This window comes from Prauserella muralis, from assembly GCF_003202285.1.
GTDB lineage: Bacteria > Actinomycetota > Actinomycetes > Mycobacteriales > Pseudonocardiaceae > Prauserella_B > Prauserella_B muralis.
The window spans coordinates 54,739-78,136 of the sequence record NZ_MASW01000014.1; the positions used below are offsets into that span (position 1 = coordinate 54,739).

The 23,398-nt window shown below is 67.6% G+C and carries 17 protein-coding genes and 6 pseudogenes; 4 read left to right on the forward strand and 19 right to left on the reverse strand.

Features of this window, described 5'->3' with window-relative positions; all coding sequences use genetic code 11:
• Positions 1-30: 30 nt before the first annotated feature.
• The 10 genes and pseudogenes from BAY60_RS35675 to BAY60_RS35720 form a co-directional block, all read right to left on the reverse strand.
• Positions 31-915, reverse strand: coding sequence for an ABC transporter permease (locus BAY60_RS35675; protein ID WP_232285490.1), 885 nt, complete (start codon positions 913-915; stop codon positions 31-33).
• 16 nt (positions 916-931) lie between these two features.
• Positions 932-1,795 carry an MlaE family ABC transporter permease gene (locus BAY60_RS35680; RefSeq protein WP_009156926.1) on the reverse strand — a complete coding sequence of 288 codons (864 nt, stop codon included), beginning with the start codon at positions 1,793-1,795 and terminating at the stop codon, positions 932-934.
• 141 nt (positions 1,796-1,936) lie between these two features.
• Positions 1,937-2,272: a hypothetical protein gene (locus BAY60_RS35685; protein ID WP_233520111.1), complete on the reverse strand. Its 336-nt coding sequence runs from the start codon at positions 2,270-2,272 to the stop codon at positions 1,937-1,939.
• Positions 2,273-2,606: 334 nt separating this feature from the next.
• A complete protein-coding gene (locus BAY60_RS35690) occupies positions 2,607-4,019 on the reverse strand; it encodes a phytoene desaturase family protein (RefSeq protein WP_110341472.1) in 1,413 nt (470 codons plus the stop codon).
• Positions 4,016-5,806, reverse strand: a complete 1,791-nt coding sequence (locus BAY60_RS35695) for a DUF3556 domain-containing protein (protein WP_112285701.1) — start codon at positions 5,804-5,806, stop codon at positions 4,016-4,018. The genes BAY60_RS35690 and BAY60_RS35695 overlap by 4 nt, the downstream gene beginning before the upstream one ends.
• 17 nt (positions 5,807-5,823) lie before the next feature.
• A complete protein-coding gene (locus BAY60_RS35700) occupies positions 5,824-7,290 on the reverse strand; it encodes a class I adenylate-forming enzyme family protein (RefSeq protein ID WP_112285702.1) in 1,467 nt (488 codons plus the stop codon).
• A 165-nt stretch (positions 7,291-7,455) separates the two neighbouring features.
• Positions 7,456-8,727 (reverse strand): PucR family transcriptional regulator, encoded by a 1,272-nt coding sequence (locus BAY60_RS35705; RefSeq protein ID WP_245992964.1) that lies wholly within the window; start codon positions 8,725-8,727, stop codon positions 7,456-7,458.
• A gap of 177 nt (positions 8,728-8,904) precedes the next feature.
• Positions 8,905-9,930, reverse strand: a pseudogene (locus BAY60_RS35710) (IS256 family transposase); the annotation flags it as partial.
• A 126-nt stretch (positions 9,931-10,056) separates the two neighbouring features.
• Positions 10,057-11,503 (reverse strand): annotated as a pseudogene (locus BAY60_RS38450) (cytochrome P450); the annotation flags it as partial.
• A gap of 12 nt (positions 11,504-11,515) precedes the next feature.
• Positions 11,516-12,583: an LLM class flavin-dependent oxidoreductase gene (locus tag BAY60_RS35720; RefSeq protein WP_158559807.1), complete on the reverse strand. Its 1,068-nt coding sequence runs from the start codon at positions 12,581-12,583 to the stop codon at positions 11,516-11,518.
• A gap of 146 nt (positions 12,584-12,729) precedes the next feature.
• Here BAY60_RS35720 and BAY60_RS35725 point away from each other — a divergent pair, with 146 nt between their 5' ends.
• Genes BAY60_RS35725 through BAY60_RS35735 form a run of 3 tightly spaced genes read left to right on the forward strand, consistent with a single transcriptional unit; the run spans position 12,730 to position 15,094 of the window.
• A complete protein-coding gene (locus BAY60_RS35725; protein WP_110341482.1) occupies positions 12,730-13,416 on the forward strand; it encodes a TetR/AcrR family transcriptional regulator in 687 nt (228 codons plus the stop codon).
• Entirely contained in the window at positions 13,409-13,894 is a 486-nt protein-coding gene (locus BAY60_RS35730; RefSeq protein ID WP_110341484.1) for a PaaI family thioesterase, read from the forward strand. Before BAY60_RS35725 ends, BAY60_RS35730 begins: the two co-directional genes overlap by 8 nt.
• 54 nt (positions 13,895-13,948) lie before the next feature.
• Complete coding sequence (locus BAY60_RS35735) at positions 13,949-15,094, forward strand: acyl-CoA dehydrogenase family protein (RefSeq protein ID WP_112285703.1); 1,146 nt, start codon at positions 13,949-13,951, stop codon at positions 15,092-15,094.
• Between the two features lie 233 nt (positions 15,095-15,327).
• Here the strand turns inward: BAY60_RS35735 and BAY60_RS37455 are convergent, their stop codons facing one another.
• Positions 15,328-15,663, reverse strand: a complete 336-nt coding sequence (locus BAY60_RS37455; protein ID WP_170160671.1) for a hypothetical protein — start codon at positions 15,661-15,663, stop codon at positions 15,328-15,330.
• Positions 15,664-15,800: 137 nt separating this feature from the next.
• Between BAY60_RS37455 and BAY60_RS38695 the strand changes: the two are divergent.
• Positions 15,801-17,513 (forward strand): annotated as a pseudogene (locus tag BAY60_RS38695) (IS1634 family transposase).
• 131 nt (positions 17,514-17,644) lie between these two features.
• Here the strand turns inward: BAY60_RS38695 and BAY60_RS35750 are convergent.
• The 8 genes and pseudogenes from BAY60_RS35750 to BAY60_RS35785 form a co-directional block, all read right to left on the reverse strand.
• Positions 17,645-17,971, reverse strand: a pseudogene (locus BAY60_RS35750) (TetR/AcrR family transcriptional regulator); the annotation flags it as partial.
• 1 nt (position 17,972) lies between these two features.
• Positions 17,973-19,187, reverse strand: a complete 1,215-nt coding sequence (locus tag BAY60_RS35755) for an NAD(P)/FAD-dependent oxidoreductase (protein ID WP_112285705.1) — start codon at positions 19,185-19,187, stop codon at positions 17,973-17,975.
• Positions 19,188-19,189: 2 nt separating this feature from the next.
• Positions 19,190-19,381: a ferredoxin gene (locus BAY60_RS35760; protein ID WP_112285743.1), complete on the reverse strand. Its 192-nt coding sequence runs from the start codon at positions 19,379-19,381 to the stop codon at positions 19,190-19,192.
• Positions 19,381-19,950 (reverse strand): annotated as a pseudogene (locus BAY60_RS38455) (rubredoxin); the annotation flags it as partial. The pseudogene BAY60_RS38455 and the gene BAY60_RS35760, both read right to left, overlap by 1 nt.
• Before the next feature lie 251 nt (positions 19,951-20,201).
• Complete coding sequence (locus BAY60_RS37470) at positions 20,202-20,399, reverse strand: ferredoxin (RefSeq protein WP_170160662.1); 198 nt, start codon at positions 20,397-20,399, stop codon at positions 20,202-20,204.
• Entirely contained in the window at positions 20,396-21,676 is a 1,281-nt protein-coding gene (locus BAY60_RS35775) for a cytochrome P450 (protein WP_170160663.1), read from the reverse strand. Before BAY60_RS35775 ends, BAY60_RS37470 begins: the two co-directional genes overlap by 4 nt.
• A gap of 271 nt (positions 21,677-21,947) precedes the next feature.
• Positions 21,948-22,511: pseudogene (locus BAY60_RS38700) on the reverse strand (LLM class flavin-dependent oxidoreductase); the annotation flags it as partial.
• A 75-nt stretch (positions 22,512-22,586) separates the two neighbouring features.
• On the reverse strand, positions 22,587-23,390 hold the full coding sequence (locus tag BAY60_RS35785; protein ID WP_146771139.1) for an ester cyclase: 804 nt from the start codon (positions 23,388-23,390) through the stop codon (positions 22,587-22,589).
• Positions 23,391-23,398: the final 8 nt, after the last annotated feature.

Sequence of the window (23,398 nt, forward strand, 5' to 3'; positions counted from 1 at the left end):
CTCCTTGCCGTAGAGGGACCTGGCTCAAGATCAGTTCGCGATCGGCGCGTTGGGACTGAGGCCCCAGAACAGTTGGGTGCCCAGCACTCCGATCACATGCACCAGCACCATGTTCAGCATCATGGACTTCGCCGTACTTCGGCCCACACCGACGGACCCGCCACTGGCCGTGTAGCCGTAGTAGCATCCCACGAACACGACGGCTGTTCCCATCGCCATCACTTTGACAAGGGAATACAGCAGATCGGCGGGATTTTGATAGAGCCAGAAAATGAAGCTGTATCCGCCTTCGGACACCCCGCCCAGCATCTTCACCGTCGTGAGATACTCACCGATGTACATGATGCCGAGTCCGACGATGTAGAGAAACGGAAGCGCGAGCCACGCCGCGACCACCCTGGCTCCGACCAGGTAACTGCGCGATTTCACGCCCATGACTTCCATCGCATCGATCTCGTCCGAGATACGCATGGACCCGATTTCGGCTACAAGGCCGCATCCGACCTTCGCGGAGATGATGTATCCCCACATGTAGGGCGCCATCTCGCGGATGCCACACCAGGCGTTGAAAATACCAGAGTATAACGGCGCGCCGATTTGTTTCAGCGTGTAGTTGCCCTCCAAGCCGCACTCGTATCCCATGACGAACTGCATCATCCAGATGATCAATCCGCTTGACAGGATGAGCACGCCACATTGGTGGAACACCTCGGTCGGGTAATGACGCAAGTCAGGTAACGCGCGAACCACCTGCCAGGAGAACCGCGCGATGTCACCACCGGTCGTCACCGCCTCCTTGATGGACTTGACGATACTGCCCGGGGAGACGATGACATCGGCCGGCTTCGGAGGACGGGCTCGTGAACGGCCAGCCTGCGTGCCGGTCTCTGTCGGTCGTGGCATTCCGCTACTCACAGGGTCCACCGCCTCATCACTTGAAGACAATCATGTCCGGGTTCACACCGAGGATGATCGCGGTGAACACGGCATTGACGATCCAGATGGTCGCGAATGCGATGACGACCGCCTGGTTCACCGCCTTGCCGACACCGATGGGGCCGCTCCCCGGGTTCATCCCCTTGTAGCAGCAGACGACGCCTATGATCATGCCGAACAGCGACGTCTTGACCACGCTCGCCCAGATATCGGTCGTTGTCGCATTGTCGAAAAAGCTCGCCACGAAGGCGCTCGGATTCGCCTCGAGAATAGGGACGGCCGCGATGTATCCACCGACGACGCCGAATACCAACGCCACGATGTCCATCAATCCCGTGATGAGCGTCAGCGCGACAACTCGAGGCACCACAAGCGTCCGGATCGGATCGACGCCGAGCACTTCCATGGCGTCGATCTCTTCCCGAATACGGCGCGCACCGAGGTCGGCGGTGATGGCGGTGCCCATGACTCCGGCGATGATCATCGCGTTGATCCACGGCGCGAACTCGCGCACGCTCGCCATGATGAAGAACGAACCCAGACGCTCGGGAATGCCGAACAGATAGAAGATGTTGCCACCTTGGAGGCCAGGTGCGCCAAGTCCGAATGCGATCGTGGAAATGATCATCGGAATTGAGCACAACCTCAGCGTGAGGAACATCTGGTCCCGGACCTCGCCCCAGTAGCCCATCGGGTGGCGAATCGCCGAGTACAGAACGACACCGAGTAGCCGCACCATCTCGCCGGCCTGCTCGAACGGCTTCGCTACCGACGAACCCAGACCACCAAGTGTGCGCGTTTTGGCTTCGGGCTCGCGCGACGGCCGCCGCGATGACACCGAGATGTCGGTGGAAGTCAAAGCCGCTCCTATGATTCAGACGTGTGCCGATGCTGACGACTTGGGCAGCAGACATGGCCGGAGCTGCCCGGCGGCGGGGGGCTTGCCAGGCCGTCAACCCGTACAGGATCGACGAACGCGAGGCTCACATGAGGTAGCCGACTACCTTCGGCTGCCCTGCAGAAAGCCGACGGCAGCTCCGGTGATCAGCGAGGCCGCCACCGTCAGAGCGATCTGCGCCGGATCACCGCCGGCGGGGCCGAGCAACACCAGCGGCAACATCAGTAAATAGCTGCTCATCGCGGCCACCGCGCCGTGCACGATGGGAATGCGCGCCCTGCCGACGCGGCGCGCCGCCACCACGAAAGCAACCAATGCCACGAGTGGAAGCCACAGCTGAGACAATGCTGGAGTCCAAGCGGCGACGAGCGGATGCGCAAGACTTCCCAGCAGCAGGACGGTGAATCCCGTAGACGCGCCACGTACCGCGAGCGGCATGTCGATGACGTCCCCAGGCGCTCGCTGCCCGGCTCCTCCTTGACCGGAGCCGCTTCGGCGGGTCCGCTCCGCATGCTGGCGGCGAACCGACGTCACACCCATGTGATCAAACCTCTCTGTCGCGCGGCGCTGCGCAGTTCCCGTTCGACGCCGCAGGCACGACCCGAACGCAGTGAGAGTATGCCGTGGATCACACGGCACGTGTGGGCCAACACTGGTCCGAACGGGCCAACGAACGAAACGGAGAGCCCGCCTGGGGTGCCAGACCAAAGGCCCCGTCACTGGCCTGGGGACTGTTCCAAAATCTTGTTGCTCGCACGTATCGCGAACCGCCTCAACTGAGTCGCCGCAGCGCCGAGCGTGCGGCGTTATAGCCGCACATCCCGTGCACGCCGCCACCCGGCGGGGTCGCCGCCGAGCAGATGTACACGCCGGGTATCCCGGTGTAGTAAGGATCGAGCGCCACTGTGGGACGAAAGGCGACCTGCAGCGGTGTGTTCTCACCGGTGATGATGTCGCCACCGACGTAGTTGGCGTTGTAGGTCGGCCACGCGGTCGTGGCCGTCACCGACCGGCCGACGATCCGGTCGCCCAGGCCTGGTGCGAACCGTTCGATCTGAGCGAGGATCGACTCGGTCGCGTCGCCCGAATAGCCGTGCGGTACGTGCGCGTACGCCCAGACCGGATGCACGTCCCCGGCCGATCTGGTTGGATCGGCGAGGTATTGCTGCCCCACGAGCACGAACGGGCGGACCGGCATCCGCCCGCGGCCGACGTCGCTCTCGGCGTCGGCCATCTCCTCGAAAGACCCTCCGACGTGGACGGTCCCAGCCCGGCGGCAGTCCGGGTTCGCCCATGGGATCCCCCCCTCGACCGCAAGATCGATCTTGAACGCCCCGGGCCCGTGGCGGTACCGCTCGTAGGCCCGCCGCACTCGTGCGGGCAGCTGGTCGCCCGCGACCTCGACGACGCCCCTCGGCGCCAGGTCGAGGAGAACGGCATCCGCTCGCGGCAACTCGGCCAGGGAGGCCACGCGCACCCCAGTCTCGATCTTGCCACCGAGGTCCGTTAGCAGCATCGCCATGGCATCGGTAATCACTCGTGAGCCGCCCTCGGCGACCGGCCAGCCGAACCGGTGCCCTGCCGCGATCAGCATCAACCCGATCGCCGACGTAGTCGGCCTGCCGAGCGGGTGGAAACCGTGTGCCGCGACCCCGCCGAACAGCGCCCTGGCCTCGGCACCGTCCCAGCGGCCAGCGGTCCAAGCCGCGGGCAGCAGTGCGCGCGTCCCGAACCGGGCGAGCCGAATCGGGTGCCGGGGCACATGGACAACCGGGCGCATGACGTCCTCGACCAGCTCGTCGAACCCTTCGGCCAGCGGGCCGAACAGCCGCCGCCACGCCCCGCCGTCGGTGCCGAGGCGCGCCGCCGTGTCGTCCAACGACCGCAGCAACACTCCGGCACGGCCACCATCCAGTGGGTGCGCTACCTCGATCTCCGGCCACCTCCAAGCGACGCCGTACCGGTCGAGGCTGAGTCCGCGCAGAAACGGCGACCCCAGCCCCATGGGATGGAATGCGGAGCAGTGGTCGTGCAGCACGCCGGGCACCGTCAGCTCGCTCGTGCGAGTGCCGCCGCCAATCCGGTCCGCGGCCTCCAGCACGGTCACGTCGATGCCCTCACCAGCCAGGGCGAGCGCGGCGGCCAGACCGTTCGGGCCGGCCCCCACCACGATCGCCTCGGTCATACCGCCCTCGGATCTTGGCGTGCCGCCTGGCTTGCGGGCGGGTTCGATCCCGCATTCGCGGCCGCGCGCGACCATGTGATGTGCGCTGGGATGTCACAGTCCCAGGGCTGGCGGGCCAGCATATCGGAGACGGCGACATAGCCGCGCTCGAACTCACCGATAGCCGCGTCGACAAGTCGGTAGCGCTGCCGCTGCCGCTGGATCGGCTGCGCGTCCAGGACAACGACGCGCACCTCGCCCTCCTCGAAGTGGCATCGCTCCTGCAGCGCGACGACCAGCTGCTCGTTGTGCAGATGCCCATCGCCGAAGTTCCAGCCCAGGATCGGCCCCGCGATGAACTCCCCGTCGATCACAACGTAGCCCGTCTCGTGCTCAGGTCCTGCCGCCCGCGGGATCAACCCAAACAGAGCCCTGCCGTGCGTGTGCATGGCACGGAACGTATAGCCCTTGTGTGCGAGCAGGTCGGCCACTCGCTCGCCGTAGAGCTTTACGAGTTGCCTCCGCGGGAGCGTCGCGGCCTTCTTGACGTGCGTGTCCAGCTTCGCCACCGCGCTCGGCTTGAGCAACCACATCGAGGTGTCCCAGTTGCCCGCGTAGTAGCGCATTCCGATCAGGAAGGAGATCTTGTTCGGAAAAAGGTTACCGAGGACGACCCCGGCCGCCAGCGCGCAGATCACCAGCGCCACCGGAAGTGGGTTGCTGATGTCGGCGAGCCCGTATTGCGCCTTGTCCACGAACAGGAACGCGATTCCGAACATCATGTATACGTTCCACTCGAGTGGCACACCCATCGGAATGCTGGTGAGGATAAGCAGGTGGAACGCGACCATGATCGCGGCTGCAACCAGCGTGACCGTACCGCCGTCGGAGACGAACAGGACGAGCGGCACCAGGTACTCGACTGCGGTACCGAAGTGCGCGAGGAATCGGCTGACGGCACCGGGTCGGAGGTCTTCCGGGTATCCCCGGTGCAGCCTGCGCTTGATCGCCTTACTGCGCACCAACGGCGTGTTGCTCAGCATCACAGCGACGACGTTTGGGAAGTGCCGGTTGAGCTTGGACGTCGCCGCACCCCACCAGATCGCGACCAGCACGAGCTTCGCGGCCACGATCATGTCGATCCCAGGCAGCAGGAACACGACGACGGCGGACAAGTAAACCTCGGACCGCGCCGCGAGGAAGATCATCTTGTCCCGCAACCCGAGCAGCGGCAGCAGCACCAGCAGCGGCACAAACCGGCTCGGCTCGATCATTCCGACCTGCGCATCGAGCCCGCCCGCGGAGCGATTCGCCGGGGCCAACAGGATCCAGAGCGTGGCGGCCAGCACTACGGCATAGAGCAACACGTCGACAACCGAACGCCGGGACCCGCTGGTGAACGGGACCTTGCCCGGCCACGGCGGCATCCGGATCGTGCCCGGTCGCAACCAGTGCAGAAACGCGCCGAGCGGTGGCAGGAATCGCAAGGTCAGCGGCCCGAACCCGCAGCCGAAGCCGAGCACTTCGAACAGGAGTGTCCACACGACGACCTTCTGGAACACCACGGGCTCGTCCCACCAGTCCGGGAAGTCCCAAAAGGCCCCAATGCCCGGAGTGAGCGAGGCGAAGAACAACCCGCCCGCGATGTAGCCGATTATCTTCGCGATATACAGCAGATACACGCCGTCTGGTGCACCGAACCCCGCGACCCCCCAATGCTGCACCATCGGCTTAATCCGCTCGGCGCGGGTCTTCGTGCGCCACTCGCCGTAGTCGACGTCAGGCAGGACTGGATTGATGAATCCCATGTCGGTCCTCCTCGCGGTCAGGCGGGCCGGCTGGCCATGGCAGCGAGCCGCTCGCGCAGTTGCGGTTTGTCGATCTTGCCGACCGGGTTCTTGGGCAAGGCGTCGATCAGATGAATCTCGGTGGGCAGCTTGTACTTGGACAGCCCGGCACGGCAGTGTTCGTGCAGCTCGGCTACGTCGACCGTCGCGTTCGGACGGGTAGCGACGAAAGCTGTCGGCACCTCGCCGAGCACCGGGTGTGGAGTTCCCACGACGGCGGCCTCCAGGACCTGGGTGTGCCCGTAGAGGACGGACTCGATCTCTTTGGGGTAGATGTTCTCGCCACCGCGGATGATCATGTCCTTGATGCGGTCGACGAGCACGAGGTACCCGTCCTCGTCGAAGCGGCCCACGTCCCCGGTGTGCAGCCAGCCGTCCACAATAGCCTTCGAGGTGTCATCCGGTCGGTTGAGGTAGCCACGCATGACGTTGGGTCCGCGAACCACGACCTCGCCCGTCTCCCCCTTGGGGAGGACGTTCCCGGAGCGGTCCATGATCGCGACATCCTGGCCCTCAATAGGAAGTCCAACGGTTCCAGGCTTGCGGATACCGCCGACCGGGTTGATGGTCGATGCACATGTGCCCTCGGACAGGCCGTAACCCTCGACGACTGGGATGCCGAATCGGTTCTCGAACCGCTCGATGAGCGCCGCGGGCATCGGCGCGGCACCGCACACCGCCAGCCGCATCGAAGACAGGTCTGGTCGCTCCTCCTCCGGCCGTGCCAACAGCATCGCGTAGATCGCCGGGACCGCAGAGAAGTACGTCGGCCGGACCCGTTCCACCCGGCTGAAGAAGGTCTCCGGGTCGAACCGCCCCGCGATGGTCGACCGGCCGTCTACCAGCAACGGGGACAGAATGCTCACGACGATCCCGTTAACGTGGAACAGCGGTAGGATCAGTAGGCTGTGGTCGTCCTCCGAAAGCTCGACGGCCTTGATCGCCATGTCGCACATCGCCTGTAGATTGGCGTGGTCGAGCATGACACCTTTCGGCTTACCGGTAGTTCCGCTCGTGTAGATCAGCAGCGCGAGCGCCTCGCTCTCCTGCCTCACGGGTGGCTCGTCCCGGGGTTCCGCGGCGGCACACAGCTCGGGTGCGCCGATCGTGTCGACTCGCATCCCCGGGATGTCACTGATCAGCAACTTCGCTCCAGAGTCAGCGAGCTGGTACTCCGCCTCGGTGAGCGTCAGGTTCGGATTGATCGGCGTCACGGTGGCTCCGAGCCGCCATGCGGAAAACAATGCGATGACGAACTCGACCCGGTTCGGGAGCATGGCGGCAACGACGTCACCGGCACCGACGCCACGCCCGCGCAGGAGCGCGGCGGCTGCCCGCACGTGCGCCAGGAACTGCGAATTGTTCAGCGAGAGGTCATCGTCGGACACACACAGGGCCTCGGGCGACCGCGCTGCGCGCGAGTCGGGCAGCACCGCAAGATGCATTTCGCTCCTCAGTCACAACGTTGTGATCCTGTAGAGGGCAACCGTAGAAGCGTTTCCCCTGGCCGCACATGGGCACGGCATACGAATCTTCCCAGGACGTTCGTGCGGACCGCACGAACGCGACGAGGCGGGCCGCCCGGCGGCCACCGGACGAGTGGCGGCTTGTCAAGCCTGTTCGGTGAGCACGCTCGTGCCGAGCCAGTGGCAGGCCTTCAGGGCGATCTCGATGTCCAGCTGGTCGGCGTCGATCGACCTGCCGAGCTCCTCCTCGGCCTTGCGCACCCGGTAGTACACCGAGTTCCGATGCAGGGCCAGCATGGCTGCCGCAGACTGGTAACTGCCCCCAGTGGCGAGGAAGACGCGCAGGGTCTCGCGCAGCCGCGCGTGCTGGTCGTCGTCGAAGGCCAGCCTGCCGAGCGTGTCCTGGACCCAGTGCCTTGTCGCGCGTAGGTCCGCGCACATCAGCGCGATCGGGCCGACCTCGCGGAAGGCCGTGACGACCGGTGCACTCTCCCCCGCCGCCACGGCAACCGCCTGTGCCTGGCGCGCCTGCAGGTGTGTGCGGCGAAAGCCCCACACGTCGGTGCCGGGTTCGCCAACGGCGACCGAGATCCCCGGATGGCTCGGGCACATGGTCGAGCGGATGGTATCCACGTCCGGAGCCTCCCGACCGAGTTGCAGCCACGCCCATGCGGTGACTTGATCGTGCGGCAGGAACAACGGCAGCGCCCGGCAACCGAGGCACTCGGCCAGCTCCCGGGCGAACCGCTCGAAAGTCGACATGGCGCCGTCAGGCGGCACCGACCCGGTCGCCCACACGACGACGGCGAGGTGGCGCGAGCCCACCAGCCGGTAGCCGAGCGCCGCCTCGGCGGCGGCGATGTCCACGCGCTCCCCGTCGAGCAGCTCCCGGATGCGCGCCGCCCGCACAGTGTTGCGATCCTGCAGCCAGCGCTCGCGCTCGTCCTCATAGACCGCGAGCACCTGCTCGGTCACCCGGTCGATATACCCGAAAGTGAGCGCCACAAGATGCCGCGCGGCCGCGCTGAGTAGCGACGCTTCGCCGCCCTGCCGGTCGAGTTCCTGCAGGCCATGCCGGAGGAATGTGTCGTGACCTAGACGGTAGGCACGCGCCAAGGCGTTCACCGCTACTCCGTGCTGGGCAAGCCGCCGAGCATACTCCGTCGCCGCAGGCGGCGCCTCGACCAGATCGAGGTCGATGCCGTGCTGCAGCACGTGCAGGGCACTGTCGACGTTGCCCTCGACACTGGCGCCGAGTAGCTGCACGAGACGCTCGTCTCCGCGCAGCGGTTCGATGTCGCTGGCCAGCCTGCTGCGGATCTCGAGCGTAAGCGAGCTCAGCCGGCGGTTGAGTGCCGCACCCACCGCGGCGACCCGCTCCGTGACCAGATTCGCGTCGCCGGTCGTGATGTCCACCTCCTTAAGTAATGTAATTCACCCGCCGAGCGTAAACCTCATCCCCACAGGGCTCGGGAGTGCTGCGGTGGGTGGAAGTACACGCGACACCCTCGAGCCCTGGGTTCGGCGGGGAGCGTCCGGCCGCCTGTGTAAGTGATCGTGGCGGTCATGGGGCGGGGATCCGCCCTTCGAATAGATGGTGAACGCTTGCAGTACTTGTTTCCAGCCCGATGTTCGGATGCCGATGTTCGGCGTGCGGTAGTCCTCGAGGTTGCGGACGGCGAGGTAGAGCACCTTCAGCGCGGCCTGCTCGGACGGGAACTGGCCACGGTTGCGGGTGACCTTCCGCAGTCGGGCATTGAGCGACTCGATCAGATTCGTCGTATAGATCGCCCGCCTGACCTCGGGCGGGAACGCCAGGAATGGCGTGAACTCCTGCCAGTGGGTTCGCCAGAGCCGCACGATCGCCGGGTAGCGGGTCTCCCACTGCTCGGCGAAGGCCTCCAGCGCGGCGGCGGCCGCGGCCTCGTCGCTGGCGGTGTAGATCGCCTTGAGGTCCTTGGCCAACGCCGGCCAGTACTTGCGAGACGCGTAGCGCAGCGAGGCGCGGATCAGGTGCACCACGCACAACTGCACGGTCACCTGGGGCCACACGGTGGTCGCCGCTTCCGGCAGCCCGGATAGCCCGTCGCAGCACAGGATGCACACGTCCCGCACCCCGCGGTTACGCAACTCCGCGAGCACCGACATCCAGAACTTCGCCGACTCACCGGTGGAGGCACCCACCCACATGCCCAGCACCTGCTTGGCGCCCTCGCAGTCGATCCCGATGGCCAGGTCGTTGAACCCGTCCAGGCGGGTCTGGCCCTTGCGCACGATCTTCGGTTCGAAGCTGCCCCGCCGGTCTCGCGGCACCTGCAGGTCGACCGCGCCGGCCTCGGTCAGCAGCCTCTTCCCCGTGGCGCCGTTGCGGGAGTTGCCAGACCCGCGACCGGCCGGGTCGTGCTTCTCGTAGCCCAGGTGCTCGGTGAGCTCCTCGCCCAGGGCCCGCTCCAGCACGGCCTTGGTCACCTGGGACAGCAGGCCGTCCGGGCCGAGCAATTCGACCCCTTCGGCTTCGGCCTTCGCCAGCAGCTGATCAGCCAGCGCACCGTCGATCAGCGACTCTTCCGCAGCCGGTCGAGCAGCCCTGCCCGCCGGCGCTGAATCGGAATTCGTCATCACGTGGTCCCTTCCCGAACCGCTTCCGCAGTTCAGAGTCGAGCCACGTCACTTACACAGCCGGTAGGACACGCCCGCGGCGAGGCCTTTGGCCGGGTCGGCTTGGTGTTTCCCGGGCAGGTCAACGGGGTGCAGGCGGACGGGGAGCCCGTCGGCGGGTACGGGAAGTGAGGTGTTATCCCAGCGGGCCTGGTAGCCGTGGGAGATGGTCCAGCGGGTGGTGCGGAGCATCTCGTGCAGGATGGTTTTGACTTCGAGGGTGCCGAAGTGCATGCCGATGCATTTGTGCACGCCGCCGCCGAAGGGGACCCAGGCGAAGCGATGACTGTGGTTTTCGCGGCGGTGGGGGGCGAAGCGATCGGGGTCGAAGGTGTCCGGGTCGGTCCAGCATTCCGGCACGAAGTGGTTGAGGCGGGGGCGAGGGCGACGAGGGTGTCGGCGGGCAGGTAGTGGCCGAGGATGTCGGTGTCGGTGACCGTTTTGCGCATCACGAGGGGCACGGGAGCCAGTAGCGGAGGGATTCGTTGATGATCCGGTCGAGGGTGTCGAGGGTGTCCAGGGCGTCGATGTCGAGGGGGGCGTCGCCGAGGGCGAGGGATTCCTGCCGGGCTCGGTCTTGCCAGTCGGGGTGGGTGGCGAGGTAGTAGGCGGTGGTGGTGATGGTGGCGGTGTCGTGGGCCGCCATCATCAGAAAGATCATGTGGTTGATGACGTCGTCATCGCTGAAGTGCTCTCCTTCGGGGGTGGTGGCCTGGCACAGCGCGGCGAGGAGGTCCTCCCCGCTGCTGGCACGGGCGGCGGGCAGCTGCTGGGCGAAGTAGGCTTCGAGAACCCTGCGGCCGCGTACGCCGGCGCGCCAGCGGGTGCCGGGCAGCGGGGCGCGCACCAGCGCGCTGGCGGCGCGGACCGTGGCGACGAACGCCTGGTTGATCCGTTCGGTGTCGGTGGTGCCGCCGCGGCCGCCCATGAACACCTGGGTTGCGATGTCCAGCGTGAGGCGCTTGAGCAGCCAGTACAGCCGCACCGGCCGTTGGGTCGGCCAGGTGGGGATGGTGGCGCGCACGCAGGGGCTGACCTGGTGAGTGTCAGCCGGCGAGGCGGTCGCGAGTAAAGGCGTGCTGCATGATGCGGCGGTGCATCTTGTGCTCGTCGATGTCGAGCAGCATCAGCCCGCGGTGGAAGAACCGGTCGATGAGGAATCGCCAGCCGGCTTGGGAGAAGGCCTTGTCGGCGTTGGTGAACACGCGCTGGGTGGCCTCGGGACCGGCGATCACGGCGATGCGGGTGCCGAACGCGCCCATCCAGGTGACCGGGCCGTAGCGGTCGTAGCGTTCACGGCCGAACTCGGTGCCGAAGCGGATGTAGTCGAGCAGATGCCCGACCACCGGGGTGCCGTAGTCACCGCGGACCGGCCGCAGTCCGCTGCCCGCGGGCGGGGTGGCCAGGTCAGTGGTGGGCCAGCGGCGGCTGAACCGACGCCACGCCTGGTCGACGGCTGGGGTGCGGGTGCCAGCAGTACCGAGGACAGGCGCTGCCGCGCCGCCTGGGTGGTACGTTCAATGACGGGGACCATGACGGCTCTCCCTTATCTGGTAGGTGTGCTGGCGAGTGGGGCGAAGGCGTCGAGCACGGCGGTGGTGGCCGACGGGCCGGCGAAGGAAGGCGGATACAGCAGCGTCCGTTCGTACAGTCCCGCCCATCGCGCGGTGAATTGGCTGCGGACCTGCTCAGGTGTGCCGGACACGGCGATCGTGTCGATCATCCCGTCCGACACCGCGTCCACCATCGCCTCCAGGTCACCGGCGCGACGCGCCGCCCGGATGGCGCGCGCCTCGTCGGTGAAGCCGTGCAGGGTGAGGATGGGGTCGTAGGTTTTCACCGAGGCGTAGAATGCGATCTGCGCGGCGGCCATCCGCCGGGCGTGGTGTTCGTCGGGATGCACCGCGCAGATCACATACCCGGCCACAGGCACTGGCCCGGCGCGTCCGGCGCGATCGACGCCCGCCTGCAGCGCGGGCCGCACGATGTAGCGCAGGTATTCCGGGGTGAACAGCGGATGGCCCACCAGTCCGTCGGCCACTGCCCCGGCGGCGCGCACCATGCGCGTGTTCACCCCGGCCACATACACCGGCATCGTCGGCCGCGTGGGGGTTGCCACGGGCGCGGTGGGGATCACGTGTGAGCGGTAGAACCGGCCCTCGTGCCGCACCGGGCCCTCGTCCAGCCGCGACAACCTGCGCAGCAACGGCACCAGCTCCTCAATCCGGGGTGCGGAATGTTCCCCGGACAAGCTGTGCCAGTCCTGCTGCATGCGACGCGTGCCCGTGCCCAGTCCGAGGATCAGCCGGCCGCCGCAGAGCGCGTCCAGATCCCGCGCCTCGGTGGCCAGCACCAGCGGGCTGCGCCCGAACGCGTAGGCGATCCCGGTACCCAGGGTGATCGACTCGGTCACCGCGGCCATCGCCGCCACCGCGACCACGGCCGAGCGGTCGTAGAACTCCGCCGCCCACGCCGACTCGAACCCCGCTCGTTCGGCGTCCGCGGCCATCGCCGCCACTTCGTGCACATCTCGGCCGGTGCACACCAGGGATAGTCCCTTGCCGAACCCCGGGATGTCCGCAGGCCCAGCCACGGACGAGCGGTCAGCTGCCATGGACCGCACGACGTGACCAGAGCCATCCGCGGCCAGCTGGCCATCCTTCGACTGTCGCACCGGCATCGCCTCCGCCGCCGCTCGAACTTCTGACATAGGTCACAGTCAGAATGATTCTGACTGGAGGCTATGTCAAGATGACAGCTATGTCGGTGCCGAAGCGAAGCTATCGAGGGATCAGCGCCCAGCAGCGCCGTGACGATCGACGCCAGCAGTTGTTGGAGGCCGGGTTGGATCTGCTGGGCACCCAGGGGTGGCGGCAGACCACGATGACGGCCGTCTGTTCGCGGGCGGGTCTGACCGAGCGCTACTTCTACGAGAGCTTCTCCGACCGTGACGCGCTGTTGCTGGCGGTACTGGATCGGATCGCGTCTCAGATCCGTGACGTCGCGCTGCACGCTTTGGCTACCACCGATGGTGATCCCCACAGAAAAGCCACAGCGGCGATCAGCGCGTTCGTCGACCTGCTCACAAGTGATCCGCGTATCGGCCGCGTGGCCATGCTGGAATCCGCCGCCGCCGACCCGTTGCGCACCCGGCGGCACGAACTGCTGCGGGAGTTCGCCCAGCTGATCGCCAGGCAGGCCCACGCCCTGCACGGCGCCGACGCGCTCTCGGCACCCCATGACCAGATCGCCGGCCTCTTGCTCACCGGTGGCCTCGCCGAACTGCTCATGGCCTGGCTGGCCGGGGAGTTGCCGGTCAGTCGCCAAGACATCATCGAGGTCGCCGCCACCCAGTTCGCCGCCGCCACCCGGCGAAACCCAACCTCAACCCCTCACACGACTGCCTTGCTGGCCTCTAGTTCCGAAGGACCGACACGCGATGGCTGACCCCTCCCTCATCTCGCTGCCGCCGCACCACTCCCAGTGCCTGGGATGCGGTCCGGACAACCCGGCCGGCCTGCATCTGAAGGTCTACCGTGACGGGGACACCGTGGCCACCGACGTGGCCTTCGACGCCCGGCACCGGGGTGCCCCTGGCCTGGCACACGGTGGCGCGATCTCCGCGGCCTGCGACGACCTGTTCGGCTTCGTGCTCTATCTTGTGCAGGAGATCGCCGTCACCCGCACGTTGACGGTCAACTATCTGGCACCGGTGCCGCTAGGTCAGCCACACCGCATCACCGCACGCCTGCAGCGCCGCCAGGGCCGACGGCTCCACCTGGAAGCCACCGGTACCGGCCACGACGACGTGACCCGGTTCACCGCCGAAGCCCTGTTTCTCGTCGTCGACCGCGAACACTTCACGCCACACGGCGCCGACGCCGATGTTCTGGCCATGTTCAACCGACCGCCCGAACACCGCTGACAAGCACACGTGCCCGCACCCGTTGGGGAATGAGCAACAGCGAAGGAGCATGCCATGAGCGAGTACCGCAGCCGGTGGACGACCGCTGATCTTGACGAGTTCCGTGATCTGGCCCGTCAGTTCTGCCGGAAAGAACTGGCCCCGAACCAGCAGCGCTGGGCCGAGCAGAAAAGCGTCGACCGGGAGCTGTGGACCAAGGCTGGAGAGATAGGGCTGCTGTGCCTGTCCATCCCCGAGGAGTACGGCGGAGGTGGCGGTTCGTTCGCGCACGAGGCCGTGCTGCTGGAAGAGCAGGCCGCCAGCGGCGACAGTTGCTGGGGTGTGGGGCTGCACAACGCGATCGTGGCGCACTACCTGCTCGCCTACGGCACCGAGGACCAGAAGCAGGCGTGGCTGCCCAAACTCGCCACCGGCGAATGGGTGGGCGCCATCGCCATGACCGAACCGGGAACCGGCTCCGACCTGCAAAACGTGGCGACGAAAGCGATCCGTGACGGCGATGACTATGTGGTCAACGGCGCCAAGACCTTCATCACCAACGGCGGCCAGGCCGACGTGGTGATCGTGGTCGCCAAGACCGATCCAACCCTGGGTGCGGAGGGCATTTCGCTGGTCGTGGTGGAAACCGACCGCGCGGGATTCCGGCGCGGACGGGTACTGGACAAGGTCGGCCTGCACGGCCAGGACACCGCGGAGTTGTTCTTCGACGACGTCCGCGTCCCGGCCACCAACCTCCTCGGCACCACCGAGGGTCAGGGCTTCCTCCAGCTGATGCAGCAACTCCCGCAGGAACGGCTGCTCATCGGCATCACCTCGGTCGCCGCCCTGGAAGCCGCGCTGGAAGACACACTGTCTTACACCAAAACCCGGCAGGCCTTCGGCCGGCAGATCTTCTCCTTCCAGAACACCAAGTTCACCCTTGCCGAGGCCGCAACCGAGGCCCGAGTGTGCCGGGTGTTCCTCGACGACTGCATCAGCCGGCACCTCGACGGCGGCCTGGACGTGGCCACCGCAGCCATGCTCAAGTGGTGGTGCAGCGACCGAGCGATGCGGGTGATCGACAACTGTCTCCAACTCCACGGCGGCTACGGGTACATGAGCGAGTACCGCATCGCCCGCGCCTGGACCGACCAGCGAGTCCAGAAGATCTACGGCGGCACCAACGAGATCATGAAGGAGATCATCGCCCGCACGCTGTAACTCGACGTTCCCCGGGACCAGGTGCGCTGAAGCCGCAGCCGCCGGGGCTCCGGCGGCCAGTGGTCGGCGTCCTGCGGACACATGAGCGACCCGCCCGCACGCTCGCCAACCCGTTTCGGCTCAGCGCGACAGCGCACCCGAGCTCCGAATGCTCCGTGACCGGCTGGTGCGATGGCACACAACCCGACTGGCCGGGTTAACCGCGGCGTCTGGCCCCCGGCTCTGGTCCGTCGTCAGCGGTAGCGCAGGGGTGTGCGGGTCCGGGAGGGTTGGCCGCCGAGCACTCGGGCGGCCAGCCAGGCGAGGCCGTCGGCAGTATGGGCCGGGGACTGTGCGGGTTGCATGACGTGGCTGAGGACTGTCCGGACGATCACATCGATCACCACGCAGACCTGCTCGTGTGTGAGGTCGGGCTGGTAGGTCGTCACACGCTGCGTGAGCATCGCTGTGGTCCGGGTGATCAAGGTGTTCGCCTGGGTGGTGAGCAGCGGGAGCAGTTCGGTGTCCGCGCCGTGGGTGGCGGAGGCGATCGCACGGAGCAGGAGGTTGTCCCGAGTTCCGCAGTTGATGGGCGCATGCGGGCTGTCTGATTCGCGTTTGTGCTAGTAGCGGCGTTGCGGGTGGTCGCGGGTCGCGAGAATGCGTGGGCACACGACTTGCCGTGTCGGGCTTGATCACACTGCTGGTTGGTGGTCGGCTGGTGGGCATGTACCTGCGGACGACGCAGCGGAGGAACCGCGACGGCAGCCTCGTGCGGTACGTGCAACTGGCGCACAACCGTCGGGTGGATGGGGTCACGCAAGCCCAGGTGCTGCTGAACCTGGGCCGGGAGGACCAGCTCGACCGCGACGGGCTGATGCGGCTGGTCGCCTCGATCAACCGCTACCTCGGCATCGCCGACGCTGCCCCGTCGGCGGGCGCTGCCCAGTTGGCCGGGGACGGGCTGAGGGTCGCCGGCTCTCGCCCGGTGGGGGCGGTGCACTTGTTGGACGGGTTGTGGCGGGCGTTGGAGATCGACACCGCGCTGCGTAAGGTGCTCGGGCCGCGTCGGTTCACCACCAACGTGGAGCGGGTGCTGTTCGCGCTGGTCGCCAACCGCGCGATCGAGCCGATGTCGAAGCTGTCGGCAGCGGAGTGGGCCACGTGCGATGTGGCGATTGACGGGCTGGAGTCGATGGACGAGGATCAGGCCTACCGGGCGATGGACCTGCTGGTGGAGGCCGACGTCTAGGCGGAGGTGCAGGAGGCGGTGTTCTTCGCCGTGGCCAACCTGCTCAACCTGTCCGTGGACATCCTGCTGTTCGACACGACCTCCACCTACTTCGAACGCGACACCGCCGAGACCGGCGAGGACGCGTTCCGTCGCTACGGCCACTCCAAGGACCACCGCGACGACCTGCCGCAGATCGTCATCGGGCTCGCGGTGACGAAGGAGGGCATCCCGGTACGAGTGTGGTGCTGGCCCGGCTACACCAACGATCAGGCCATCCTGCCCGAGGTCACCGACGACATGCGCGGCTGGCGCCTCGGGCAGGTCATCACCGTGGTCGACCGGGGCTTCTCCTCCGCGGACAACCTGGCCTACCTGCGCCGGGCCGGTGGGCACTTTATCGCCGGGATGCGCATGCGCGACGGCAACCCGCTGGTGGAGCGGGTGCTGGCGCGGCAGGGCCGCTACCAGCAGGTCAAGGAGAACCTGCGGGTCAAGGAGGTCCGCCTCGACGAGGCCGACGTGCGCTACGTCATCTGCCACAACCACGAACAAGCCGAGCGCGACCGGACTCAGCGGGAGGACGCGATCGCGCGGCTGGAGGCCGAGCTGGAGCTGTCGCGCGGATCAAGCAGGCCCGCGAACGCGACCGCAGGCGCAAGACCAGCAAGACCACCAAGGCCAAGGCGGAGGTCGTGCACACCAAGGCCGAATGCGCGCTGCGCGATCACCCCACCCTCGGCCGGTGGCTGCGGCAGTCACCCACCGGGCGGTTGTCGATCAACCGCGGCAAGATCAAGCAGGAGGAACGGCTGGACGGCAAGTACCTCATCGTCACCTCCGACCCGCACATCAGCGCCGAAGACACCGCGCTCGGCTACAAGAACCTGCTGGAAGCCGAGCGCGGATTTCGCGAACTGAAATCATCACTGCTGCTCAGACCCGTTTTTCATCGGCTCGAACACCGCATCCGCGCCCACATGCTGCTCTGCTGGCTCGCCCTGCTCCTCGTCCGGGTCTGCCGAACGCCGCGCTGGCATGACCTGGCGCCGCATCGCCACCGAGCTCGGCCGCGTCCACGCCGTCACCCTGACCGGCACCGCCGGCACCGCCGTCCACACGACGCCACTGAACACCACCCAGGCGGGGATTCTGCGCGATTGTCAGGTCCCCACACCCGCCACCGTGACCGCACTAGACCCCACCTGAGCAGGCAAAACACCCCCACAACACCGCGCGAAGGGCGTAGGCACACGCGCCCCCAGCGCAGTTCCGCGCGTTCTCCCAGGTCAGACCGCGAATCCGGCCAGCTCATCTGTCCACCAACTGCGGAACCCGGGGTTGTCGGCGGCGAGGTCCAGCACGTCGCGCACTGCGTCGTGGATCGCTTCGACGAGGTCGGTGGTGTGGCGGTCGAAGGCGTCCCGGACAACGGCGAGGAACTGGTCGAGGTGGTGGTCCACCATGGCGTCGGCCAGCGCGGCCTTGGAGCCGATCTCGTTGTAGACGGTCTGGCGGCTGACACCGACGTGGTCGGCCAGCCGCGCCATGGTAACCACTGACCAGCCTCTGCGAGCCGTCAGCTCGATCGCCGCAGCGATGATCGGCTGGCGGTACTGGCCGCCGACCGTCGGTTCGGTGGAGAGGGTTCTGCCGATGGCCGCCATGTTAGGCGGCTGTGGTCGTGGTGGCCGCGAACGCGACCGCTTCCGCCCACGAGCCCCGGGCCGCGACGCGTCGCCGGTACTTCATGATCTCGCGTGGCCGGTCCACGGTGAACGCGCCGACGATCCGGTCACGGCGCCGGTACAGCGCGGTGAACCCCGCCTCAGCGGGCACGGCGACCACGACCTCCTCAGCGCGTGGGGTGCCGACGAACTGGATGCGGTGGCCGTACCAGTCGGACCAGAAGTACGGCACCGGTACCAGCGGGCGTGCGGCCGCTGGGTCGAGGGCGTGGCGGGCGGCGGCCGCGCCTTGTTCGGCTGCGTTCGTCCAGTGTTCGACGCGCGCCGACTCCTCGTCGAACAGCGGGTTCACCACATGCGCCACATCGCCTGCCGCATACACACCGGGCAGGCCGGTCGCCAAAGTGGCGTCACAGATCACCCCGCGGTCGCGCTCATGCAGCGGCACGCCGCTGCGCTCCAGCCAGCCGGTGGCCGGGGCGGCCCCGATGCCGGCCACGACCAGGTCCGCAGGCAGGACCTCCCCGGTCGACAGCCGCACTCCGGACACCGCGCCTGCCACCGACTCCAGCCCGATGACCTGCACGGACAACCGCAGGTCGGTGCCCGCCGCGCGGTGCAGGTCCGCGCACACCGCGCCCGCCTGCCGCCCGACCGAACCGAGGAGCGGCAGATCCTGTGTTTCGACCACCGTCACCGGCAGACCGCGCTTGCGCGCCGCGGAGGCAACCTCCGAGCCGATGAAGCCCGCACCGATCACAACGGTGCGGGCGCCACGATCCAAGCTGGCGCGGACCGCGGCCGCGTCCTGCGCCGTACGCAAAGTGTGAACGCCTCTTAGCCCGTCGGTGCCGGAAAAGCGGCGTGCCGTGGCGCCGGTCGCGATCACCAACGCGTCGTAGCACACCATCGTGCCGGATACCGACACAACCCGATCACGAGGGTCGAGGCCGTCGGCGGGCGTGCCCAGCATCAGCTCCACGCCGAGGTCCTCGCGCAGCTCGGCCTCGCTACGGAAAGGCTGGACGCGGGCGGGGCCGTCCGGGTCGAGGAACGCCTTCGACAGCGGCGGACGGTCGTAGGGCAGGTGTTCCTCCGCGCCGATCAGCACGATTCGACCGTCGTAGCCGGCGCGGCGCGCGGATTCCACCGCGCGCAACCCCGCCAGTGACCCGCCGACCACCACGAGCGTCATGGTCAGCCCTTCAGCCTCAGCGCGAGCACTGGGGAGGCGTCGACCGCGGCGGTAAGATCCTGCCGATGTTCCTCGCCGGGGTGCTCCTCAAGCACGACAACCGTGCCGTCCGCCCCCACCTCGAAGAAGTCCGGTGCCATCGCCTCGCACATGCCGAGACCCTCGCACGTGGTCCGGTCGGTTTCGATCCGCATCACGCGCCCACCCGCCCCGGGGCCACGAGGTCGATCTTCTCCCGGACGCCACAGTCGGGGCAGCACCAGCTGTCCGGGATGGCCGACCACGGCGTGCCCGCCGGCAACCCCTCGCGGGGGTCGCCGAGCTTCTCGCCGTAGACGTAACCGCAGCCAGGGCACATCCCGCCGTCCGTCGCATCACCCAGCGTGTCCGCGGTAACGACTTCCGGCAAGTTGCCGACGCCTGTCACGTTGCTGGCGCCGTCCCGGGCCAGGACCTTCGCCCGCTTGCCCGGCTGGATATTGGCCCGGCTGATGTCGCCATCGAAGTGCGCGACCACGCGCGGATCCATCACCCGGCGCCACAGTGGTGGGATGAGCGCGAGCACGATCATCCCGGCGTAGCCGGTGGGCAACACCGGTGACTCGACGAAATCACGCAACGTCTGGTAACGGCGGGTGGGGTTGGCGTGGTGATCGCTGTGCCGCTGCAGGTGGTAGAGCAAAACGTGACGAGTGCCGATGTAAGCTCCCCAGGCCCCGCGGCGGTGATCGGGTCCGCTTCGAGGGTACTGGCGGTGTCGAGGACGTGCCGCGCGCAGCGACCGGCATGGAGCTCGGCGACGCCGGAAGCGGCCGAGGGGCAACCGGCCGAGACGAGCGGGCACCCCGGGCTGCCGCCCGAGCTGTGTGCCAGGGTCCGTAATCGGCACGCGGGACACGATCGGCGTTGACGGCGACGACGCGGGGCAGCCGCCACGGCGTTGCGGATTCCGACAACGGCGGGAATGGGCGCGAGGCAATCCAACGGATTGCTCGGGGCGTCCCCTTCTCGCACTCAGTCGACGTCGATCGACAGCGCCGCAACAGGGCATGCGGACACGCCGATGCTGGCTTGGTTTTCCTCGCCGACTGGTACTTTCCGCCCCTGGCCGACGTTGCTGTAGCCGTCCTCGTCGAGGGGGAAGAGGTCGGGATCGACGATATGGCATTGTCCGTGTCCCTCGCAGCGGTCCTTCTCGACGCTGATCTTCACTGCTGCCTTCCCTCCCCGGTGCTGGGGCCCGGTGCTGCGGACGATGGTGTCGCGTCGTGGGCGACGGGCAGTTCGGCCAGGGACCGCGACGCCAGGCTTTCGTTCCAGCGCAGCGGCTCACCGGTCAGCCGGAGGCGGGGTAGCCGGGTGACGAGGCGCTGCAGCGCGATGCGTGTCTCGAGCCGGGCCAACTGCGCCCCGATGCAGGCGTGGATGCCCTTGCCGAACGCGATGTGCGGGTTGGGGGTGCGTTCGAGGTCGAGTCGGTCGGGTTCGACGAATTGGCACGGGTCGCGATTGGCCGCGGCGAGGATCAGGTGCACCCGATCCCCGGCACGGATGGTACGTCCGCGCAGCTCGAAATCGGCTACCACCCATCGGTTGAGCACCTTGATCGGCCCGTCGAAGCGCAGCAGCTCCTCGACGGCGGTGGCGATCAACCTCGGGTCGGCCTTCAGTTTCGCGAACTCGTCGGGGTGTTCCAGCAGGGTGACCACGCCGTTGGCGATCGAGTTCGTGGTGGTCTCGTTCCCGGCGAACAACAGCAACGCGCACATCGCGACCAGCTCGTCCTCGGTCAGGGCGTCGCCGCGCTCGTCACCGACCATCATCGCGCTAAGCATGTCCTCTCCCGGCTCACGGCGGCGATAGTCGACCAACTCACGAAAGTAGCCGAACATATCCTGGAGCCCAGCGAGGGCCCGCTCATGCCGCTCCGCCCTGGTCTCTCCGCCGGCACCGAAGGCGACCAGCGCGAGTTCGTCTGACCAGTGCCGGAACCGTTCCCGATCGGAGATTGGGGCGCCGAGCATGGCGGCGATCACCGTGGCCGGCAGCACGTAGGCGAAATGGCCGATGAGGTCGCGGTGTCCGCCGACGATGAAATCGTCCAGCAGCGAGTCGACCAGCTGCTCGACCCGCTCGCCCATCGCCGAGATTCGCTGCTGCTTGAACGCTCCGGCAGCCAACCGTCGCAGCCGGGTGTGGATGGGCGGGTCGTTGACCACCATGAACTCGGTCATCATGGCCAAGATCCGGTCTGAGGCCGGCGCGGCGCGGCCCGCGCGCGCCGCCCGCAGTGGCCGTATCCGGTCCGAGGACAGTGCCTTGCTCTGGAAGGCGGCCGACACGTCGTCGTAGCGGGTGAGCAGCCAGGCGCGGTGTGGCTCGCTCCAATGCACAGGATCGTGCTCGCGCAGCGCGGCGAAGACCGAGTGCGGGTTTTCACTGGCCGCGGGGGTGAGTAGGTCGTCAAGTGTCGTGTCGTTCGACGCCATGAAATGCCTCACTCCTCTCGTCATTGATGCGGTGCGGGAGACGCGCGCAGTGGCCGTGGCACGGTCGCGGTCACCGGCTGGTCGTGTCGGTCGCCGCTTTCGGCATGGAGGCCGCCAAGATCGCCGGAACAAAACATGACGGCGCGCTGGGAGCTAGGCACCCCATGTTTCAGCACCCCCGCTGTCCTGCGGGTTCGGCCCCGCGATCGTTTCTGGTGATGGCGCGCGGCTGCGAAGCGGATGCGAGCGGACACGGCGTCCCGATCGTGGGTCAGGACGACGGTGACCACGCCGCCCATCCGGACGGTCGTGGGCTCGTGCCGGCCCTCGCGCAGGGCGTCGAGGTTTGGCCCGAGCAGCGCGCGGTCGATCCAGAGCAGGCTGGCCCCGGCGCGACCGCCGATTCCAACTCCGCGCGGCCGGCGCGCTCCGCCCCAGGTCGGCGGCGGTTGCTGCCTCGCAGCAGGGGTGGCCCACCCGGTGTCCGAGAATAGGTCTCGGGGGGCGCCAGCAGGACGCGTTCCAGCGCCTGGCAGTGGCCGCGGAGGGCGAGGGCCAGCGCGGTGTACTTCGCCTCTGGCCAGCGCGCTCCGCGACCGAGCTCCAGCCGGACTTCGCTGAGAATGTCGAGCACCGCAGCGTGCTTGGCGAGGAGCATCGGATGCTCCAGCGGTGCCAGCACCACCGCCGTACCGATGCACACCCTCGTGGTGCGCGCGGCGATCGTGGCGACGAAGGTCTGCGGGGCCGGCGGGTGACCGCCCGCGATGCCGCGGTGCTCGCTCAGCCATACCGCTTGCAGCCCAGCACGTTCTGCCTCGACGATGCAGTCGAGTGTGCTCGTGGGGGCTCGGTCCCCCGGCTAGACAGCACCCGTGGCTGTGCAGGTGGTCGTACCGGCCGATACGGATCATGTCGAGGGCTCCACCCGGCCAGTGGCGGCATGCCTGAGCGCGCGATAGAGGCCGAGCCGGTCGCGGACGATCCGACCGGACAACCGGTGTCCCTCGGTCACCGTGAGCAGGCCGGCAAGATGCACGTTCGCCGGGCAGTCGAGCCGGTTCGACACGTCCGCTCCGAGCCCGCCGAGGTAGGTGCCGTGCTGGACGCCGCGGAAGGCCACCGTGTTTGCGGCGGAGAACAGCTCGTGTATGTCCGTGGTGTCGGCCGCGATCAATGGGGCCGGGTCACGCCCGGTCCACTCGTCGTCGTAGGCGACGCCTCTGGCGTCCACGCCGTCGGTCCACTCGGCGGTCAGCCAGTCACGCACCAGTCGTTCCGCAGCGGGGTTGGCGGGTTCCGCGGTGGTGTCCCACGGGGCGGGTGCCGGAGCCTCTAGCGGGTCGCACACCCCGTCGCCCAACTGGCGCCGACGTGCGAAGTAGTCCTGCTCGACGAAGTTCTCGGTCAGCTTGCTGCCGTTCCACCGGTACAGCGCGATGCCGGCCCATGCCGCCCGGTGTCCAGAATGGCGAACGGACGCGCCATGCTCGGAGAACCGCATCGCGAGGCGATCACCGGAGGCCACCAGTTGGTGCACGGTCAGGGTGAGCCCCGGGAACTGTTCGAACTGCTTCCGCACCGCCGGTATGTACGCGTCATCCCGGCCCGCGAGGTCGAACCGGCCCATGTGCAGCACGTAGTCCGGTTCCATGATTTCTCGGCACACCGTTGTGTCATGCCGGTTGGTGTAGTCCACGACGTAGCGTCGCATCAGCGACA

Excerpts from the sequence above, each read along its gene's own strand:
- BAY60_RS35695 (WP_112285701.1), bottom strand. The coding sequence starts at position 5,806 with ATGGGATTCATCAATCCAGTCCTGCCTGACGTCGACTACGGCGAGTGG.
- BAY60_RS35775 (WP_170160663.1), bottom strand. The coding sequence starts at position 21,676 with ATGGCGTCGAACGACACGACACTTGACGACCTACTCACCCCCGCGGCC.
- BAY60_RS35725 (WP_110341482.1), top strand. The coding sequence starts at position 12,730 with ATGTCGGTGCCGAAGCGAAGCTATCGAGGGATCAGCGCCCAGCAGCGC.
- BAY60_RS35700 (WP_112285702.1), bottom strand. The coding sequence starts at position 7,290 with ATGCATCTTGCGGTGCTGCCCGACTCGCGCGCAGCGCGGTCGCCCGAG.
- BAY60_RS35755 (WP_112285705.1), bottom strand. The coding sequence starts at position 19,187 with ATGACGCTCGTGGTGGTCGGCGGGTCACTGGCGGGGTTGCGCGCGGTG.
- BAY60_RS35730 (WP_110341484.1), top strand. The coding sequence starts at position 13,409 with ATGGCTGACCCCTCCCTCATCTCGCTGCCGCCGCACCACTCCCAGTGC.
- BAY60_RS35685 (WP_233520111.1), bottom strand. The coding sequence starts at position 2,272 with ATGCCGCTCGCGGTACGTGGCGCGTCTACGGGATTCACCGTCCTGCTG.
- BAY60_RS35735 (WP_112285703.1), top strand. The coding sequence starts at position 13,949 with ATGAGCGAGTACCGCAGCCGGTGGACGACCGCTGATCTTGACGAGTTC.
- BAY60_RS35760 (WP_112285743.1), bottom strand. The coding sequence starts at position 19,381 with ATGCGGATCGAAACCGACCGGACCACGTGCGAGGGTCTCGGCATGTGC.
- BAY60_RS35785 (WP_146771139.1), bottom strand. The coding sequence starts at position 23,390 with ATGCGACGCTACGTCGTGGACTACACCAACCGGCATGACACAACGGTG.
- BAY60_RS35720 (WP_158559807.1), bottom strand. The coding sequence starts at position 12,583 with ATGGCAGCTGACCGCTCGTCCGTGGCTGGGCCTGCGGACATCCCGGGG.
- BAY60_RS35690 (WP_110341472.1), bottom strand. The coding sequence starts at position 4,019 with ATGACCGAGGCGATCGTGGTGGGGGCCGGCCCGAACGGTCTGGCCGCC.